Here is a 19,337-nt window from a genome sequence, read left to right as displayed (position 1 = left end):
GAAAGGTGAATGAGGTATTATGTTATTTGTGGTGCGCTTTACAGACAAGCCGGACAGCCAATTCCTTCGAGAGAGGTATCTTCAGTCTCACATCGCCTGGCTGGATGAGAGACGACAGGTGATCCTTGTTGCTGGGTCCATACGCGATGAACCTACCTCAAAACCTCTTGGTGCATTTTGGGTCGTGGAGGCGGAGAGTAAGAACCACGTTCATGAAATCTACACATCAGATCCATTCTGGACCAGTGGTATGCGTGAAAATGTGGAAGTCTACCATTGGTCAAAAGCATTTGACGAGAAAACGGCAGTTTAGTTTTTACATTCATTGAGCTGAGCATTTGCCGAATATTTGGTGCTACCCTTTCCCCAGCCTGGAGAGTTCTTCCGTCTATCTGAAACCCACCACGCCCGTTAAACCTGAAAAAGAGAAAAGATGACTATTCAATCGTGGCTCATATACATGGCATTGGTGGTTGTTGCCACAGCCACTCCGGGTCCGGCTGTCTTTTTTATCATGACAAAGTCTGCGTTACACGGATGGCGTCAGGCGACATTTGCGGCCCTGGGGAATATCGCGGGGCTTTTTTGCCTTGGGCTTGTGGCGGTTTCAGGCCTGGGTGTCGTGCTGCAAACATCAGAGACGATATTTACCGCCGTAAAATATGCCGGTTCATTGTACCTGATGTTTTTGGGGGTGAAGCTTATCTTTCATCAAGGCTCCGATGCCGGAATGGAAACCAATGAATGTCATCAGGCCGGGACGGCGCCATGGAAAATATTCGCCCATGCATTTGGGGTCGCTGTGACCAATCCAAAAGCCATTGTTTTCCTCACGGCCCTGTTTCCACCCTTCATAAACCATGGTGAAGCTCTTGTTCCGCAATTCTTGACGCTTATTTCGGTGTTAATGGCGTCGTCATGCACGTTTCTGGTGTTTTATGCCCTGATCGCAGACAGAGCGACAGGCTGGTTCAAAAAACCATCCAGAATGAAGGCAATACGTCAGGCAAGTGGCTCTGTTTTTGTGGGCTTTGGCATTCTGATGGCATCGTCATCCAGTAAATGACGTGGCATCATATCTCATGGTTGCCTGTGGCCGAAGGCTGCTGACCAACACGTTGCCCGGCAACGCCGATTTATCCGGGCAGGAAGATTTAGCCCTTAAGATGAAAGCCCGCCTCGGGGTTACGAGGTGGGCTTTTTGCGTTGATTCTTACAACGTCCCCATGTATCTCCCCCCCGTCCACAAGCAGGTTGTGACCGGTGATGAAGCGAGCCTGTTGACTGGCGAGAAAGGCTGCTGCGGCGCTTGACCCGGATCTTTCATGAGAAAGTGTTTATTTGGATATGTACAATATTACAAGACGTTATTGGGGAAAAGTTCGATAATTCAAGGGATAAACGTAATTTACGATTTTCTGATTCGATTCTGACCCTTTGGAAGGAAGCCGTAATCCACCCCCCAACGCTGCGAACCGCTTCAAGAGAGCTATCGCAGATAGTGCGGAAGCCCATGTGTGATGGAAGTCCGCCTTTTTCCAGAGTTTTTTTATGCCTGCCCATGATGTCCTTGATACCATGTAGATCGAAAATCCAATTCCTGAATGGCACACCCCTTGTCTACCAAAAAAGTTCCCTCTTGCTTTAGTGCTTGTGAAACGTTTCCGGATTGGGTGCATTGTTTTTTGTGTTCTGCGTGAACGGCAGCAAAATGAGTTGGGGAAAGATGTCTATGAGAAGTACTTACTGTTTTAAGATAAAAAGAGTTGTGCTTTTTGTTAGCTTTGCAGCGTGTTGTCCAAAGTTCTCTTTCAGGTATGTATGGTTTTTCTAAATTGAAAAATGTTGAATTACAGCGTATGACTGAAAATATTCTAGTTGATTTCTCGCTTAGGGCTACAGGTACCATCACTGTCCAATATCCAATGGGATTATGCCTGTTTTTTGGGGCCGGAGTAGATACCACTTCATTCATTGAAAAGCAGGCAGTAGAGTCTTTAGATAATTTATCATAGCCACAGGCTGATTTACTATAGAAAGCATTTTTTCTTGTGATTGTATTTATGATTAAAGAGACTTGGGAATAAATGCCATAAATTCTGTTTTTATGGGTGGGTGCGATCTAGCGCATTCAGCCGATGCTCCATCAAACACGCGCTTAGAACTGAAACGGTAAGAAATAGAAATCGTAGATTTACTTTAGCTCAAGGACGGATCATGATGGGAAGTCTATTTCAGAATAAACGAGTCAAAATCTAACGTAAGTACAGGGGTTCAATTAAAAAACGTACTAATGAATGAGGGAATAACGGCTATTTGGATTGATAAACTATTAGACTGCTTTCGACAGGATTTTTTTTCAGATTTTTTTGAGAAAAGTGAGGCCTGGTTAATCAAGTGCGGCTTATATGGTTTATACATTGTCGGTATTTTGGGGCTTCTAACTTCATTGATTTTTCCGATCCGATATAATGCACTCCCTTTTATGTATTCTTTCGGGATTGGGATATCTTGGGTGCTTTTGTGTGTGGTTCTTCACTATACTGCATATAAATTCGTCCCAAATATGACCAATATTATATCTTCAACACCAACCAAAATGTCATCGGAAGCGTTCTTAAACTCAATCGCCTTGATATCAGGTCTTTGTGGGGTTGTGTCTCTTCTCGCGGGCATTTTTTTCTGGATCAAAACATCATCATTTAACTCCTTTGTTATTGGCCTGTTTTCTTTTGTTTTTTGTGAGTATATGCTCGCGCTTTCGCTCAATCCGAATCTCCTTATTAATATCTATAAGAATATCTCTGCTGGAGAAGAATTCATCGGAATATTATCTTTTTTTGTAAAAAGTAATTTAAAGATAATTCCTATAATTTTTGGCTCTGGGATCGTTCTTAGCATAATTAGCTTGATAGGGGCCATGTTTACAAAATTCAACTATATTCCAGAGATTACTGCTAAGATGATGACCATTGGTGGTTTTACATTAACAGCTCTGTTGCCATTTGTAGGATATATACTGTTTCTGTCCTACTATTTCGTTTTGGATTTAGTGGCTTCCGTTATTTCTATACCTTCGAAAATTGATGCCTTAAATCAGGAAAAATAGTGAAAACTTGACTCTTTGCATTACGGTTTGCCGTGACCGAAGGGTAGGGCAAGCCTTTTTTTCAAATCGTTGGGTTTGAATGCAGCGAGAGCTTGTCGGGTATTGTTTGAGTGTGAGAGGCCCGCCTCGGGCATGAGGTGGTCTTTTGTGCCGACTTGTACAACGTCCCCAATGCACTCCCCCGTCCACAAGCAGGTTGTGGCCGGTGATGAGCGAGCCTGTTCACTGGCGAGAAAGGCTGCTGCGGCGCCGAAGTCCGACGGGTCGCCGAAGCTTCCGCAGGGAATGGCCGAGACCATTTTCCGGGAGATTTCCTCCTGGGTTTTGCCTTTCTGTGCGGCGCGGTCCTTGACCAGTTTGTCCACGCGGGCGGTTTTGTGGGTGCCCGGCAGCAGGGCGTTCACGGTGATGCCGTGGGGGGCCAGCTCTGTTGCCACGGTTTTTAAAAAACCGGTGAGCCCGGCCCGGGCCATGTTGGAGAGAAGCAGGTCCCCGATGGGCTGTTTCACGGAGATGGAGGTGACGGCAATGATTCGGCCCCAGCCCTTGGCCATCATGGCCGGGCAGACATGGTGGATCAGGCGCACGGCGCTCATGAGGTTGAGGTCCAGGGCCTTGGGGTAGTCGTCCAGGGCCGTGGTTTCAAACGTGCCGGGGGGCGGGCCACCGGCGTTGGTGACGAGGATATCCGGGGTGCCCAGGGCGTCGTCCACCCCTTGAACCAACCTGTGGATCTCCTCTTTATTTGTCAGGTCCGTCCCTGAACCCACCGCCCTCACCCGCCGGCGGTGGCCGAGATCTCCCGTGCAGCCTCCCGGGCGGCGTCTTCGTTGCGGGAGCACACGGCAACGCGACACCCCTCTTGCGCCAGGGCCTCGGCGCAGCTCCGGCCGAGCCCCCTGGTGGAAGCAGCCACAAGGGCTGTTTTTCCTTTGATTCCTAAGTCCATGGTCTGTTTTTCCTTGTAACTGATCAATCCAAACATGCCTCCGGCAGGGCCGCCGAAGGCATGTCTATCTAAATACGCTCTGGGGTTTATCAGGGGCGAAAGAAGGGGGCCAACAAAGGCGACGGACTTCGCTTGTCTCTCCCACGCTTCCCTGGCCGGACATCACATAGGCCAGGGCGGGGAAGGAGACCATACTCCGCTTTCCCCACGCCCCGGGTCTCGTCGACGTCCCGCTCAAGCCTGTAGAGCTCACGAAAGGCAAGGTGGGGCTCTGCCCCGGCCATGAGCTCCATGACCTTGCGAGATCGCTTGGCGCCCTTGGCAACGTCCTTGTCCGAGAGGGTCGGCAGGTCAGGGGAATCGGAGAGGTTTGCGATGAACCGCTCTGCCTGCTCCATGGTCTCCTGCTTCAGGGAGAGAGTGTCGGCAGGGGACCCGGATGACAGGCAGGCGAGGCGTCCTGCCGGGGAGTCGGTGGCGCCGTTGATGTTGGAATCGGTGGCGCCCACGATGATGGTTTTGCCCGGGTCGGGAAGGGGCATGTCGCAGTCAACGGAGAGGCAGACCAGATGGGCCACCTCCAGGGCACCTGCCTCCCGGTCCAGCACGGGCATCCACGAGCCTTTGGCGGCAGTGAAGGTATCCAGAAAGTCGAGGAGGGCGGTGAACCGGCTCTCTGGCTCAACATGGCCGGTGGCCGGGGTCTGCCTCGGCGATTTTTCGGGCGCCCAGGGAGCAGTCCGAGATCATTCGGGCCCGGCCTGCTTCGGTGAGGATGGAAAGGTAGCGGGCCGAAGCCGCCTCATGGGTCAGGCCGTCTGCGGGGCCGCCTGTGCGGAAGGCCTCACCCGTGCGGATCACCGGCGGCTCGATCCAGGTGTCGCTGTCGGGGCCGGGGATTGCCGGTACCAGGCCGAACCGGATGGGAAGGCCGACGTCCCGTGCAAAGCTGAGGTCTGCTGCGCAATGGGCCGGGTTGACGATGACCACACCGGTTCCGATGTCCGGGGCCACCCAGTCCACGGCCCAGACGGGCATGAGGTCGCCGTGCAGGGGGTGACGGGCATACGCCCCGGTAAAGGCCGGAAGGCTTTTGCCCTTGGGGGCCAGCCTGTGGTGCGGGTGACGGGCACGGAACACCAGGCCGCGGGTAGGGGGCTCCAGTCTGTGGTGAAGCAGTGCAGCGACCGTGTTCGGCCCCGGGTTCTGTCTCCTGCAGGGCAAGGTGATGAGGGCGCCTTTTGGGGTTTCAGCTTTCTTTGCCAGTCGGCCCAGGCTGGCGCGCTTTTTCCATGATGTTGCCAGGAACGCCTTGGCCTCGGCAGAGGGAGAAGAGCAGAGCCCTTCCCGGGAATGCCTTTGGGGACCCGGTAGACCAGTCCCCGGTTTTCAAGGGCCGTGAACCGCGTGCCGGGATCTTTTTTTGGGGGTTGGTCCTCTTCTGGTTCGTCGAACACTTCGCTGAGCCGCGCGTAGCACGACGCAATGGCCGTGGCGCGGAAAGAGCCGTCAGTGGAAAAATATCTTCTTTATGGTGTCCTTTCCACGGGCCGCCGCGCGGGTGCGGCGCGTGGCTGTCTGTCGGGTGATAGGTGGCGAATTACGATGCCTTGTCCTGGCTAGGTCGCCTGCAGAACCCTTGATGGGCTGGGGGCGCCTGCTTTGCGGGCACGCTCCGGCGCTCCATGATCACGGCGATAAAAGAGCCCACCAGCATCACCGTTGCGCCGGTCAACTGCAGGCGGCCGATGGATTCCCCCAAAAAGAGGATGGAGAAAAAGGACCCGAAGAAGGGGACCGTGAACATCATGATGGTGGCGGTGGAGGCGCTCACCCGTTGCAAGCCGTAATAGTAGAACAGGTAGGCAATGGCCGTGGGACCCACGCAGAGGTAGGCCACGTTGTACCAGGCCGTGGGGGACACCGAGGCCCAGGCCGCATCTGCTGGGCATGGGGGACGGCCAGGGCAATGAGGGCCACGGCCCCGCTTGCCGTGGCCCACGTCGTGGCCCGCAGCGGGTCGATGGTTCCCTTGGAGAGAAGGGTCTTGGACACAATGCTGTAAAGGGCCCAGCAGCAGGCACCCACCACGAAGAAGATGTCACCGGTCATCCGGGTTTTCAAGGACGCCCCGGTGCCTGCCCCGGCCAGGAAGACCCCTGCGCCCACAAGCCCTAGGAAGAGCCCCAGGATCCTCATGGACGAGGCCTTTTCCCGGCCCAGGATGATGAGAAGGACGGTGGTGATGACAGGGCTGAGCACCGGGACAATGACGCTGCCGTCGATGGACGGGGCCAGGGAGAGCCCCCAGAAAAAGAAGAGATTGTAGGCAAACACGCCCAGGAGGCCAGCAAACCCCGCAGACATGGCAGCCCCCCATCCCACGGGCTTGGAGCGTCCGTGCATCACCATGGCCAGGACCATCAGAAGGGCGCCCCCGCCCCCGAACCTTAGAGCCGCCGCCACTTCGTGGGGCAGCTCCCCTACCACGAATTTGGAACTCGCAAATGCACTGCCGAACATCACCATCGTCACCAGCAGGCTGAGATAAGGTGACGCACTGGAACCCGTTTTCTCCCGGCCTTGAGTCTTGTCAGTCAACATACAACATCATCTCCTTTCTTACGTTTGTATTACAAAAATCTATGGAAAAGGCGTGAACGCCTGGTCCGTCGTGTTCGTGGTGAGGGCGCCGGGCACAAGGGGGCTTCTGCCCGGTCAGGCCTTCGGGTGGCGTTATGGCTGCGCGGGTCGTCTTTTGCGGTTCTTCAGATTTGGCATCTCTCAGTGCCTGCGCCCGGTGCCGGGTTTGCCGGAGCCGGGCGCCGTGCGATCGCCTGCGGCTATCTTCCCGATACCCGGTCCATGATGGGCGATTCGTCGCCTCCGAAATTTACATGGATCAGTTTCTGGTTCGGGTCGCTCTTCGTGATAAAGGGCAGGAGCCCCTCCCGGTCGCTGTCGCTGCCCGTGGGCGACCACAGAGGGGAGGCCACGAGCTGCCTCAAATCGGTGAGGCTCAGGCCGCTGATCCGTTCCAGCCGAATGGCGAGTTCCTGGCTTTCAATACCCCCGTCCTTAAGAAGAGCACGGATCTCCCCTTCCCGGGGAGCCAGGTCCGGCTGTTCGGCGGAGAGGTAGTTGTGCAGCCCGGCACATTGCCCCGCAAAGGGAGAGAAGACCATGCAGACCAGCTGCTCGGTGGTCAGGCCGAAGGTGTCCCGGGCATACCCTTCCACGAGGTCGCGCATGTGCGTTACTCCCTCGTCCGTGGCGTAGCGCTTTTTGATGACTTCGATGAGGTGCTCCGGAAAGTCCTTGTGCTCCATGAGCTCAATGGCGAACTCCGTGTACTGATCAATGCCTTCCCGGTACCCCCGCCCGTAGACCCGCTCGGTGCGAAGGCCTCGCAGGTGCGCCATGAGCGCGGGATTGGCACAGTCCGATTCCGTGAAACTGAAGGCCAGCTCGTCGAAGACAAACCCCAGGAAATCGGTGAGCAGCGCCCAGTGGGCACCGGAGGCATAGTCCGTGTAATCGTAAATCGAAAAAAAGGTGAGGGTCTCGGAGACGTCCCACGTGACCCGGCGATCTGCCAGCCGGTGGACATGCCCTGCGCCGTGGATCTCCTTAAAATAGGCCTGGGAGATCCCGTCGAGGACTTTCAGGGTGCCTTTGAAGGTGGCGTCCCCGGACGGCTCCTGCCCGGTCTTGTGTGCCAGCTTGTTGATCCACACGGCATAATCCCGCTGTTCGTCCGGGGAATCTCCGGTGACGATGAGGTCCACGCCGCAATGGCGGGCTGCCACCCCGAAGAAGTTGGCCACGTTGAAATTGCAGGCATTGCAAAAGGAGGTGCGGCCGTCTCCGTAGGACTGATGTCCGGCCATGAGCAGGTCGGTCCGGTTAAAGTCGATCAACAGGTGGGGCATGGGGGCGTGCAGGTCAAAGGGCCGAACTTCCTCGCGCTCTATGAGGAGGAGTTCGGTCATGGGATCGTCGTACACGCCCAGGGCCTGATAGGTCCGGTGGATGTTCTGCATCACGACAAAGGGCATGCCCGAGTGACGCATCGTCACGATGACCAGGCGAAAGGTCTCTCCGCCGAATCGCTCGGCCATGGCCAGGTGCACGGCCCGCATGAAGGCGGTGGTGTAGGCGCTGTCCTTGCCGCCGCCGTAGGCAACCATCACCGTGTTTTTACTCAATTTGTCTTTGTGTGGTAATCTGCCGTGCAGGTCTGTTACACATTGTTCGACTGCATTTACATCATTATCCGGCAGGGCCTTCCGCAGCGCGTTCAGAATATGCTCTTGCATTCCAAATTTCCCTTGTAGGTAATGTCAATTTAGTGACAAACGCTGCTAATTCAGCAGCATACATGGTCTCGGTTCATGGCACAACTGAATTGCTTAATGGTAAGTAATTCTTTTGACCCATGTGATGAATTCATCCGTCGCCAGCAGGTCCGTGTGACCGCCGCTGAATCGTCGGCTTTTTACACCCTCGGTGGTGTATTCGTCCCACCCGTCGAGGCCGGTTTTCGTGACCAGGGGGTCCCGGTCGCCGGACGCCGCGAAAATGGGGCAGTGCAGCCGCCCAAAATCCGGCGCGTGAAAATCGCTCAGCAGATTCAGCTCCTTGCAGCTTGTGTCGATGAGCTCGTCCTTCCACTCCGGATCGGGGATTCGCTCAAACAGGCTTGGGTCGACCATGGCCCAGTAGGCTTCGATTTCTTCGGGCGATCTCGGTAGTAACGCGGCTCCGTCCAGAACATGGGGCGCGTTGGCGCCAACGACAATGAGCCCGCCGATGCGGCATGCTGTTTTTTCCAGCGCGGTGGCAAGGGCGTAGGCGATATATGCCCCGAAGCTGTGCCCGAAGAGGATAGGTCCCTTTTCCTGCATGCCCCGGAGCCGGGGCAGGCAGGACATGGCCGCGTCGTGAAACGAGGAGGCCATGTCGTCGGCCTGTCCGTAACGCCAGGGGTAGCGAAGAACCTGGGCCTTTGGCCTTAGCGTTCGCACAATGGGCTGGAACTCACTGCCGAAGGATCCGGTTCCGGGAAAGATGATAACGTCCCGTGTTGCTTGGTCCATGATGGTTTTCCTTGTTGGTTTGTCTCTTTTCAGCACCTCAGTTCCAGCTCGTCGACGATCATGGCGAGGCTGATGGCGCCCAGGCGAAAATCCCACTTTTCGTTGACGGTTTCAGGGGACGGTCCGGCCATGCATTCCGGGTTCAGGGCTTCCACAGAGGCCACCATCTCCTGCCAGTCCTGCCAGAGCTGGTGGTCGACGATGGCTTGGAGGTCATAGGCCGTGAAGCCGTGTTTGGCACGGTTCATGACCTGGTCCGGGACGGTGTCGCGATAGGCTTTTTTCAGGCAGGTCTTGCCCTCGAAGTTCACGACTTTTTCGTCGTCGGGCACCTGGAGGGCCAGGGAGACCACCGAGTTTCCGAGGAATGGGTAGCGCCCTTCGATGGAGTTGGCCATGACCATGGCGTCTCCGTGATCGCCCAGCAGGTGCCCGCCGAGCTGGACATAGACATCGGCGATGGAGCGCAACTGCATGGGGGAGAGCCCGGTGAGCTCCGTTTCCGAATAGGGGATCAGGCGGTTGCGCCAGAATTCCCGGCCCACAATTTCCTGGCGCGCATGGTCAGACAGGAAGGCCCGGCGGCGGCCCTCCACACGGTCTAAGTCCACCTCCCAGCTGAAATCCGCCCGGCCCCATGCCTGTTCGTTGCGGGCGCTGGCTTTGGGCGGGCGGCGCCGGACGCTGTCAAAGGCGTAGGAGTCGTAGCCGAAGAAGAGCTCATCGGCCCCTTCACCCGACACCACACCTTTGATCCCTGCCTTGTGCACCCGTTCCGAGAGCATCATGGCTGAGACGTTGTAGGTCTCCCGCTGGGGAAAGCAGCAGTGGCGAACCATCTTTTCGAAGCGGGCGGCAATGTCATTGGGGGCGCACTGCACCTCTTCGTGGACGCTGCCTGCGGCCGCCGCCACAGAGCGTTGGTAGCGTCCTTCGTCCAGGCGCGGGTCATCGAATGTCACGGAAAAGGAGCGCATGGGGCCCTTGGACAAGGAGGCCGCGTCCATGAGGATCGCCGTGGAATCGAACCCCCCGCTGAGGTAGGACCCGATCTCCACATCGGAGTGAAGGCGTACGGCGATGGACTTCCGGATGCCTTGGCGGATCGCTTCCGCATCCACGGGCCCCTTCGTTGGTGTGAAGGTGCCATAGCGCCAGTAGCGGAGGGTCTTGCGGCCGTCTTCGCTTACCTTGACGGCGCACCCCGGCTCCACGGCAGAGACCTCTGCCACAAGGGTCCTGGGCGCCACGATATTGCCCAGGGAGAAGTACTGGTCCACGGCGGCATAATCGAGGCGCCACGGGCCGGGTACGGCCTGCACAAGGGGTTTCAGCTCCGAGCAGAAGTGGGTTTCGTGCCCCGCTGTGGTGTAGAACAGCGGGCAGATGCCGAAGCGGTCGCGGGCCAGGTAGACGGCGTTTTCCAGGCGGTCGTGGATCACCGAGGCAAATTGCCCGTCGATTTTCTCCAGGCCGTCGATGCCGTAGCGGGCCACCAGCTCCGGAAGGATGGCCACATCCACCCCGTTGCCGCTGGGACGGGGGATACCCAGCTCCCGGAACAGGCTGTCGGCGTTGTAGATTTCCCCGTTTGTCAGGGCCACGAAGCGGCCGCTGGCCTCTTCCACGGGCTGCCAGCCGTTTTGAAGGCCGATCATCCCGAGCCTGGCGAGTTTTGCCGACAGGGACGCCGTGTTCAGGGAGTAGGCCTCGTCCGGTCCCCGGTGGGTCAGCCGGTTGTGCATGGCCACGCAGAGGCTGCGGTCCAGCCCACCGTCCGGGGCAAAGGTTCCGCTTATACCGCACATAAGCGTTCCACCTCCTTTTCGGGGAAGGCGTCCACGAGGTCGCCGAGTTTTTCGGCCCGAAGCACGTCCCGCACGCCCACGTCGGTCCATCCCAGTTCTTTGAGCTTGGCCAGCAGGATGATGGTGGAAGCCGAATCCCCGCCGATGTCGAAAAAGTTGTCGTCCCGGTTGGCGTCTTCAAGGCCGGTGAGGCTACGCACCAGTGAGAGGATCTGGGCCTCGACGGCGGTGGCCTCCTCAAAGACCTGGTGGCGGGCGGCCTGGAGGGCGTGGCGGTCCACCTTGCCGTTGCGCGTGTAGGGCATGGCCTCCAGGCGCTTGAAAACCGAGGGTACTTTGTACGGGTTGAGGTTTTTCTCCAGATGCTTTCGCAGCATGCGGGGTTCGGCCATGCCCTGGTAGTAGCAGACAAGGGCGTCGTCCCCTGCGTCCTTTTCCCCTGCGTGGGACTCGGCAAGGACCACCGCCTCGACGATGGTGTCCAGGCCGCAGGCCACACCTTCCACCTCTCCGGGGTCGATGCGGTAGCCCCGCACCTTGACCTGGCGGTCGTTTCTCTCGACAAAGAAAAACTGGCCGTTTCGCACCGTGACGATGTCGCCGGTGCGGTACACCCGGTGGCCTTCCGGGTCGAGGAAGCGCTGCAGTCCCTCTTCGGCAAGGTAGCCGACGGCCACGCTTTTGCCGGTGATGACAAGCTCTCCCCGACAATCCGGAGAAGGCTCTTCCGTGGGGTCGGCCTGCTGCCGGGCCACCTTGACGTCGCAGTCTCCCACCACATCACCCAGCGGAGCCCCGTCGCGGCATGCGTCGGGGCTCAGGGGGCCGCTAAGGAGGTTGCAGATGGTCGACTCCGTGCATCCGTACGCGTTGTGGAAGTCTGTTACGCGCGCCCACTTTTCCACCACGGCAGGCCTGCAGGCTCCGCCGCCGTTGACGACGTGGCGCAGGTGCATGGCCGGTGTGGGCCATGTGGCCGTCAGGGCGAAGGGCGTTGTTTTCAGGTGGGTGATGGCATGGTGCTCCAAGGTGTTTTGCAGGATCGCACCGGGTGCCAGCTCGCTTTCGTCCACCACCACAAGGCAGGCTCCGGCGCAGAGGGTCCAGAAGATCTCGGTGAGGCATCCGTCGAAGGTGAGCTTTGCAAACTGAAGCGTCCGGCTGCCGGGCCCCACATCCAGCCGGTGGATGTGGTCCCTGATTACGCAAGCCAGCGGCTCCGCAGGCACGACCACACATTTCGGCTCCCCGGTGGAACCCGAGGTGTGGATGGCATAGGCAAGGTCACCGTACCCATCACCAAGGTCCGGGTGGGGCTCGCGTGGGGCCGGGCCGTCACCTGCCCAGGGGGCAGGGGGTGGCATAAGCTCCACCTCTCCGGGGGTGGCGGTGCCCCGGGCCACCCTGTTGATCCGAAGGCGGGACACCTTGCTGCGGTTGGAAGCTTCGCTGTCCCGCGGGTCCATGACCACAAAGGGCCGACGGGCCCGTAACAGCCCTGCCATCGCCACAATGGTTGCGGCATCCCGCCGCCCTTCAATGCCGACAAATTCACCGGGAAGCGTTATCTGCTCCACGCGTGAGGCCAGCTCCCTTGTCTTTTTGTCGAGGTCTCCGTATGTCAGGGATGCCAACGGGGTTTTAATGGCCGTGGCGTCCGGCTGGATACGGGCGCTCTTACCGATCATCTCCGTAATGGACATGTCGTCTCTGGCGTTGGTCTTATCCATGTTGATTCGATGCATACCGTTCCATTTCGTCTTACGATCGCCCGGCGGGCGGTCTATTGCCCGTCGAGCGGTCTATTTCACATGATGGGAGAGGTGCCCGACCTTCTCCACCAAAGCCTCCACCCTGTCGCCTGCCTTAATTGCTGCCGCCCCAGGGGTGCCGGTGCAGATCACCGTGCCGGGCAGGAGGGTGCGGCCCGCTGAGAAATACTCCACCAGAAAACCCAGGTCGTATCGCATCTCCGACACCTGTGCCGAGGCGATGGTCTCCCCGTTTCGGACGGTGGACACGCGCAGGGTTTCCAGTTCTCCCGGTGCAAAGGTGTCCATGGAGACCAGGGCCGGCCCGATGCTGCAGAAGGTGTCAAATCCCTTGGCCCAGGGGATGTAGCGGGGGTTTTCGCGGATGACGTCCTCGGCGGTCATGTCCAGGACCGTTGTCACGGCCGCCACCGCATCCCGCCAGTCCTCGCGGCGCACATTCTTGCAGCGGGTTCCGATGACAAGGCCCAGCTCGCCTTCGGCGGTGACGCGCTTGCTCTGCTGGGGCAGCTCAATGGCCCCGCCGTTTGCGATGAGGCACCCGGAGGGCCTCAGGTAGGAGCCAGGCCCTGAAACCGGCTGGGCGGCGTCCAGGTCTTTGGCGTGTCCCCGGTAGTTGAGCCCTGCCCCCCAGATATCCCCGCCGTCCCCTGCAACCGGGGCCGCCGTGTCCAGGCGGCTTGCCGACACATCTGCCGTCGCCTGTGCCTCCAGGAGGCCCTCAATGGCTTCCCTTGGCTTGTCGGCCAGAAGCTCCACCAGGCGGAAGGACTGGAATTCCTCGGGCAGGCACACCCACCTGCCGTCGCCGTTGCAGGCGTGGGTTTTCTCAATGTCTCCTTGCTTCAAACGAGATAGCTTCACTCTTTTTTCCTTTCGAACCGGCTCTGGGCCGGTCTTTCTTTCCTATGCGCACATTTTCTGGGAAACGATCTCAGAGGCCTTGTAGATGTCTGATTCCTTGGGGTCGTAAGTGGCTACGTTCAGGGCCTCTTTCATGACGGCCATCTCATCGATCTTCTGCTCGGAACACACCTTTTCGATCACCGGAAAGAGGCTGGTGTGCAAGCCGATGACACCGCCCAGGACCTGGAGGTAGTGGCTTCCGGGGATGACCTTCATCTCCTGGTTGCACATCTCGGCAAGCTTCGCGAATTCGCGGTAGTCGTAGTCACCCCTTCCCATGTTGGACAGGATGCCCGCCAGCGACTCGATGGCCGCGTTGCCGCTTCCCCGGCCGATGCCGTACAGGGTGCCGTCGACGACGGACGCCCCCGCAGAGATGGCGGCAAGGCTGTTGGCATTGGCCATGCCCAGGTTGTCGTGTCCGTGAAAGCCCACCACGGGGAAGGTTTCCCGGACGGCTCGGACGTAGTTCTCAACATCTTCGGGCAGCATGGTGCCGTAGGAGTCCACGATATAGACCCCTGCGATCTCCGAGGGCACATTGCGGAGGAAATTGCCGATCTTGTCCGGGGAGACCACACTCGACTTCATGAGGTTCAGGTAGACGTCATCGCAATGGGTCAAGGCATGTTCCAGGTAATTCAGGTTCTCTTCCACCCGGTACGCTTCCAGGCCCACCCGCACAAAGGACATCCCTTCGCTGCACAGCCATTTCAGTGTGGAGAGGCGGCTGAATCCGGGCTGAGCGAACATTCCCCATTTCGAGGTGCTGAAGTTCTCATTGGCGATGTCGCACCACTCGGTGAGGCTGATGTTGCTCTCTGTGTACCCGGCCCTTTCCGCTTCAAAACCAATGCCGTGGGCCACCTCCACCAGGTCGACGGACAGGGCGTTGAGCCGTTTTGCCAGGCCAACGACAAAGGCCTTGTCAAACTGGAAATCAACCGCGTAGGAGCCGTCGCGCAAGGTCGAGTCCAGCAGTTTGATCCCATGGGGTGAGGCTGTCGCATTGTGTTTTGGTGTCTCTTTCATCATTCATGTCCCCTTCGTGTTTATTGCAGATTAAAGGTTATCCCGCTGTAAAGCCGGGGGGCTTGAACTGTTGAAGATCCGGCACGGCCTGGAAAACGGCGCGTCCGGGGTGCAGGTGGATCACTGGTCCCATGCCGCAGGCAAGGGACCGGGAGCTGTTACTGGCATCTCTGGGTATAGATGGTTTGGTTAATGTTCTGGAATTATCGAATATTACGAGTCTATGGCCACAAAACGCTGCCTTCTTTGCCTGGATTGCAAGGGCGGGCATGGCGATGTTGCTCGTCAACACACCGGTTCGTGATCATGCGATTTGCTGTCGCCGGTGGTTATTTATTGTACGACTGGTAAAACAAAAGGCTGGTTTTTTCCCGTACAGGCACTGATCGTCCCACCCTCGCGGGGTGTCCTGGCGATGCGGCGGTGTCGGGATTCGGCAGCATTCCTGCCGATAAATCCTGCGGCATATTGACTATGTGCTTGTGACGTCAATTGAGGATTTATTGCTTGCGTAAAATGTATGTGGTTCCGAAATATCAGGAGGCTTCATTCATGATTGCAGGGCGCAATTCAAAATCTTGGTTCAGGCGAATCTTACAATATTTAATGTAGTATGGGGATATTATTTTACAGGTGTTAATTCTGTCAAGGTAAAATCTTCAAAATAACAAAAATAGTGCAAAGTGTGCCTGGCGGTGATGGCGCAGGTGGCATTTCTTCGCCGCGCAAGGGGCTGAATCCTTGATGTATGCTTTATTACTATACTTGAAGCAACTTTGCTTGTGCTTTATTGCTTCCTGCGTGACCCCCGTGCCGGCTGAGGGTTCCTGCCAGTGGAACGGGCAGCGGGGGTCGGAAATCGCGGGTGGAGACAAGGGAGGCATCCGCAGTGAGCGGGAGCCCTTCGGTTACGGGTGCAGCCAATTTTTCATCAGACGTCCCGCGTGCCCGAAATATCTGTTTTTGAAGCTCATGGCCAGGTAGCGCCGGTTTACCAGGCCTGTGTGGACGTCGTAGCCCGCCTCCTTGAGCATGTCACGGCAGGCCGGGGCATCCCAGGCCCTTCCTGTCTCGGTTCGGGAGTCCATGTCCCGGGGGTTGGTTCCCCGCTCCGCCACCAGAAAGTTGGCCCCTGCCCTGAGGCAGAGGGGGGAAGGCTCGTGGGCGGCCAGGGTGAAGATGGTGTTGCCGAAAAAGAGGCGGGTCACGGCGGTGATTCGGGCAAACTCCTCATCGGAAATCTGGCCGTAGGGCTCAAGGGGGCTGCCGCATATGGGGATGCGTTTCATGGTGGCCATCCAGGAGACCTTGAGGGTGCGCATGAGGTCCAGGAGGTCGGCGATCTCCTCGTAGCTGTGCTCCGGGCCGATGGGCTCCAGGCAGGAGCCCACCAGCAGGCCGGCCCGGTGGGCGTTTTCAATGGTCTGCATGCGCTTGTACGGATCGATGAGGGTTACCACCCCTTCTCCGAGCCTCAGGGCGTGGTAGTAGAAGGTGAAACCGGTTTTTTTTACGGCCCGGGCCTGATCCGGGTCCAGGTCTCCCCAGTTGGCAAAGAGGGGAACCCGCCCGTTGAGCTCCTTGCGGACCAGGGCACCCATGGAGAGGAAGAGATCGAAGTCGTAATCGGCGGTGGACATGAGGGAAATGGACCCCACGTTCTGTGCGTCAAGGGCTGCTGCGTGGGCCAGGACCTCCTCTTTGCCTAAGCAAAACGGGGTGTCAAGGGAGCTCCAGGTGTCGCTGAACATGCAGAACTGGCAGTCGTTGCTGCACCGTTCTCCGTTAAGGCCGATCTGTCCGTGCACCTCGCCCATGTTCCCGAACTGGCGGCGCGAGAGGCTGTCTGCTGCCTCCAGAAGGGTTGTGAATGCCTCACCCCGGGTGGGGATCTCGTGGAGCAGCGTCAGTGCGTCGCCTTTGGTGAGGCCCTTGCCTCTGAGGCCTTTGTCGATGATGGAGAGAATGTCCTGGCCTGTCGTTTCGCTTCGCATTTTTATTACCTCACTTCGCAATTCTTCGAACGTCGCAGCGATCTTCCTGCGGCATGATGCCGGGCAGGGAAGACGTGGCCCGCCGGTCCGTGACGGGCTGTGGGGACCATATGGACCTGTAAAAACGGAATCTCAGGCCGGTGGGCCGGGGCTGATGAGGGTGGGGTGTCTCATTGGTGGGCCGGCCGGCTCCGGGCTGTGCGCCATCCATTTATCGCTAAACAGGTAGCAAGGCATATGCCAATGGGGTTTATCCGGGTGGGAAAAGGGATCTCGGGCTGGCCGGGAGGGCCCGGGGGCAATGCCCCCGGGTGACGATGGCCCCGGGGAGAAGCCTCTCCCCGGAGCCGGTTACGCGGTGACATATCAGAGGGAGGCGGTGAGGCCTTTCCAGAATGTCACCAGGTTGGAGTGGCTGGTTTTTCGGAACTCACGCCACATGCCGGAAACGGTCATGCGGGTGGCAAACCAGGCTGTGTGGGCCAGGCCTTCGGGGAGAATGCCGACCCCCATGAACGCCTTTGCCACGGGGTCCAGGGGAATGGAGCCCTTGGTGATGCAGTAAGTGTCCCGGACTTCCACCTGGTTCGGGTTGCTCTCAAAGGACTTCGGCCAGTAGCCTTTTTTGGACTGGAAGATTCCCTTGTAGTTGTACCCGTCGTTTCCGTAGTGGTAGCTGAGGTCCGAGACCCTCTCCACCAGCCGATTTGAGAACCCGTGTTCGTTGTGTCTTCCGGCCATGGGCGCCAGGCCCAGAGAGAGCACGCGGAACCTCGGTTCGGCTTTGAAGGTGCCCAGGGCCTCGTCCACAATGGCATCGAAGATGGCGATGTTGCGGCTATCGTCCCGACGGTTGATGTTGGCATACCACCCGATCTTCCGGTTCTGGTCGTACATCGCCTCAAAGGTGACGTATCCCACGAGGGTGCCGTCCAGCCGTGCAAAGAAGGTGCGTTCATCCGGTTCATCACGGAAGGTGGGCTCGCGGAGAAGCAGGTTCAGGGGTGTCTTTGTTTTGCGCGTCCGGCGCCATGCCTCGGAGATATCCATGGCCTGCTGAGCCAGGGTGGGGTCGGAGTCCCACCGGGCTTCGGAGATCACGAGGCCTCTTTTCTGGGCCTTGCGGATTCGACGCCCCACGTTTTTCCCTTTGATGGACCAGTCGTTGAGGATGAGGGTCTCAACCCCCATGTGGGTGGCGTCAAAGCCGTGGTTGCTGAAGTGTCGTGCGGTCTCCAGGCTGCACTGCATGCCCACCAGGGGGCGGCGAAGCAGGCGGCTCTCCTTGACAAAGGCGTTGATTACTGCCGCCGCATCGCATGGGTGGCAGAAAGGGTCGCCCACAAAGATGCGAACGCCGAATTTGTCCTGGTAGGCGATGGAGCCTTTTTCGTGGGGGAAATGGGAGAACTGGGGATCTTTCTTGATGGAGTAAGCCATGGTGAATGAACCGAATTTCTTGTAGTTTTCCATAGGTCGTGTGTTCCTTGTCTTTTTGCGATTGTTACGTTTCGCCTGTATATGCATGCTTGTCGCATGGGATGTTGTGGCGGTTTGACTATTGTGGGATTTTGGGGTGGGAAGGGCGGGGCGTATCACAGGTGCTTTTTCATGCGAAACTGTGATGAGAACCCGGCTTTGGCGGCGATGGGGCCGTAAGGCAGGGTGCCGCAGTCGGCAAACCCGGGCGCCTTCCTCGGGCTGAACTTTCTTGGCCCCGGGGTTGGTGTCAACGACTTCCAGGCGAACGCCGGAGAGGCCGCGGGTCCTGCCGAAGGCAAACAGGGTTTCAAGGAGGCGGTGACCCACCCCGGTTCCCCGGAAGGCGTTGTCCACGGCGATGACCTGCACCCTGACCTCGTCGTGGCTCAAGGGGTGGATGTCCTTGAACACGGAGCCGCTGAGTTTTCGCGTGACGCCCCCGAAGAATCCGAACTCCCGGTTCAGGGTGGCAAGGTTCAGGTTGATGAATTTCTGGTTTTGGTAGTGAAAGCCCAGCATGCCTGTGACGCGCCCCCGGCTGACGGCATAGATCCCCGAAGAGAAGTCTGCGCCGTCGCGATAGATCCTCAGGGCCTGGGCCCGGCTTCGGGGTTTAAGCATGAGATGGTCGATTTTTTGCCCGAACCCGCTTAGAAATACCTCAATGGCTGATTCCTTTAGCGCTTCAGACAGCTTTCCCGTGACGATGGCCGGGGGGTGACTCTTGTCTTTCATGGTACAAAACTCCTTTTGGTAGGTAAGTAAAGAACGACCTGAAAAGGCGGGGCCTTACCGGCGGTGCTCCCATGGCAGTGAGGAAGGTTCGCCCGGTGGCAATCTGCCCCGCGAAGACGGGTCAGTAACGAGTAAATAGTAGGGAAGGATGAGATATTGGTACAGGAGTGATTTTTTACTCTTGAGGTGATGTTGCCTGCCCGGATATTTCTCGGGTTGAGTTACCCCATCGGCATGGCTGCATATGCAGTGGTTTACCTCAACGCTCCGATAATGAAGGCGATGGGTGGGGCAGGCTTGTCTGGCGGGTGAGGAAATTGTGCCCAAAACGGTGGGTTACATGTTGCATCTTTTTTAAATATCGCAATCTTTCTGTCTGGCCGGTTGCACGATCAATCTTGGTGTTTGGGGCTGATTGTTTTCTCATGAAGTGTCCGGGCGGAAAATTATG

Annotated in this window: 18 protein-coding genes; 3 read left to right on the top strand and 15 right to left on the bottom strand. The window is 58.0% G+C overall.

Features of this window, described 5'->3' with window-relative positions:
* Positions 1-19: 19 nt before the first annotated feature.
* The 3 genes from ACOYW2_RS20680 (at position 20) to ACOYW2_RS20670 (ending at position 2,015) form a co-directional block, all read left to right on the top strand.
* Complete coding sequence (locus ACOYW2_RS20680) at positions 20-313, top strand: YciI family protein (protein WP_482419824.1); 294 nt, start codon at positions 20-22, stop codon at positions 311-313.
* Positions 314-433: 120 nt separating this feature from the next.
* Entirely contained in the window at positions 434-1,066 is a 633-nt protein-coding gene (locus ACOYW2_RS20675; RefSeq protein WP_482767810.1) for a LysE family translocator, read from the top strand.
* A gap of 709 nt (positions 1,067-1,775) precedes the next feature.
* Entirely contained in the window at positions 1,776-2,015 is a 240-nt protein-coding gene (locus ACOYW2_RS20670) for a hypothetical protein (protein WP_482767809.1), read from the top strand.
* Positions 2,016-2,538: 523 nt separating this feature from the next.
* Here ACOYW2_RS20670 and ACOYW2_RS20665 read toward each other — a convergent pair.
* The 15 genes from ACOYW2_RS20665 to ACOYW2_RS20595 all read right to left on the bottom strand — a co-directional run bounded on the left by ACOYW2_RS20665 (position 2,539) and on the right by ACOYW2_RS20595 (position 18,886).
* A complete protein-coding gene (locus ACOYW2_RS20665; RefSeq protein ID WP_482767808.1) occupies positions 2,539-2,769 on the bottom strand; it encodes a hypothetical protein in 231 nt (76 codons plus the stop codon).
* A 360-nt stretch (positions 2,770-3,129) separates the two neighbouring features.
* Positions 3,130-3,879: an SDR family oxidoreductase gene (locus tag ACOYW2_RS20660; protein ID WP_482767807.1), complete on the bottom strand. Its 750-nt coding sequence runs from the start codon at positions 3,877-3,879 to the stop codon at positions 3,130-3,132.
* A gap of 5 nt (positions 3,880-3,884) precedes the next feature.
* Positions 3,885-4,094: an SDR family NAD(P)-dependent oxidoreductase gene (locus ACOYW2_RS20655; RefSeq protein ID WP_482767806.1), complete on the bottom strand. Its 210-nt coding sequence runs from the start codon at positions 4,092-4,094 to the stop codon at positions 3,885-3,887.
* 53 nt (positions 4,095-4,147) lie between these two features.
* Entirely contained in the window at positions 4,148-4,672 is a 525-nt protein-coding gene (locus ACOYW2_RS20650; protein WP_482767805.1) for a hypothetical protein, read from the bottom strand.
* Positions 4,673-4,739: 67 nt separating this feature from the next.
* Entirely contained in the window at positions 4,740-5,282 is a 543-nt protein-coding gene (locus ACOYW2_RS20645) for a hypothetical protein (protein ID WP_482767804.1), read from the bottom strand.
* A 376-nt stretch (positions 5,283-5,658) separates the two neighbouring features.
* The gene (locus ACOYW2_RS20640) at positions 5,659-5,958 is read right to left on the bottom strand and encodes a DMT family transporter (RefSeq protein WP_482767803.1); all 300 of its coding nucleotides are present in this window, start codon (positions 5,956-5,958) and stop codon (positions 5,659-5,661) included.
* Positions 5,889-6,662, bottom strand: coding sequence for a DMT family transporter (locus tag ACOYW2_RS20635; protein WP_482767802.1), 774 nt, complete (start codon positions 6,660-6,662; stop codon positions 5,889-5,891). The genes ACOYW2_RS20640 and ACOYW2_RS20635 overlap by 70 nt, the downstream gene beginning before the upstream one ends.
* Positions 6,663-6,901: 239 nt before the next feature.
* Entirely contained in the window at positions 6,902-8,266 is a 1,365-nt protein-coding gene (locus tag ACOYW2_RS20630) for a hypothetical protein (RefSeq protein WP_482767801.1), read from the bottom strand.
* 204 nt (positions 8,267-8,470) lie between these two features.
* Positions 8,471-9,157, bottom strand: a complete 687-nt coding sequence (locus ACOYW2_RS20625; RefSeq protein ID WP_482417867.1) for a thioesterase II family protein — start codon at positions 9,155-9,157, stop codon at positions 8,471-8,473.
* A gap of 29 nt (positions 9,158-9,186) precedes the next feature.
* The gene (gene asnB, locus ACOYW2_RS20620) at positions 9,187-10,965 is read right to left on the bottom strand and encodes an asparagine synthase (glutamine-hydrolyzing) (protein ID WP_482767800.1); all 1,779 of its coding nucleotides are present in this window, start codon (positions 10,963-10,965) and stop codon (positions 9,187-9,189) included.
* Entirely contained in the window at positions 10,953-12,710 is a 1,758-nt protein-coding gene (locus ACOYW2_RS20615; RefSeq protein ID WP_482767799.1) for a non-ribosomal peptide synthetase, read from the bottom strand. Before ACOYW2_RS20615 ends, asnB begins: the two co-directional genes overlap by 13 nt.
* Positions 12,711-12,767: 57 nt before the next feature.
* Positions 12,768-13,601: a fumarylacetoacetate hydrolase family protein gene (locus tag ACOYW2_RS20610; protein WP_482767798.1), complete on the bottom strand. Its 834-nt coding sequence runs from the start codon at positions 13,599-13,601 to the stop codon at positions 12,768-12,770.
* 42 nt (positions 13,602-13,643) lie between these two features.
* Complete coding sequence (locus tag ACOYW2_RS20605; RefSeq protein ID WP_482767797.1) at positions 13,644-14,678, bottom strand: beta/alpha barrel domain-containing protein; 1,035 nt, start codon at positions 14,676-14,678, stop codon at positions 13,644-13,646.
* A gap of 905 nt (positions 14,679-15,583) precedes the next feature.
* Complete coding sequence (locus ACOYW2_RS20600) at positions 15,584-16,669, bottom strand: radical SAM protein (RefSeq protein ID WP_482767796.1); 1,086 nt, start codon at positions 16,667-16,669, stop codon at positions 15,584-15,586.
* Positions 16,670-17,035: 366 nt separating this feature from the next.
* The gene (locus ACOYW2_RS20595) at positions 17,036-18,886 is read right to left on the bottom strand and encodes a GNAT family N-acetyltransferase (RefSeq protein WP_482767795.1); all 1,851 of its coding nucleotides are present in this window, start codon (positions 18,884-18,886) and stop codon (positions 17,036-17,038) included.
* Between the last annotated feature and the right edge of the window lie 451 nt (positions 18,887-19,337).

It is taken from the genome of Desulfoluna sp. CLI2B (assembly GCF_056847375.1).
The sequence above is the reverse complement of the archived record's forward strand: the minus strand, read 5'-3'. Positions and strand labels throughout refer to the sequence as shown.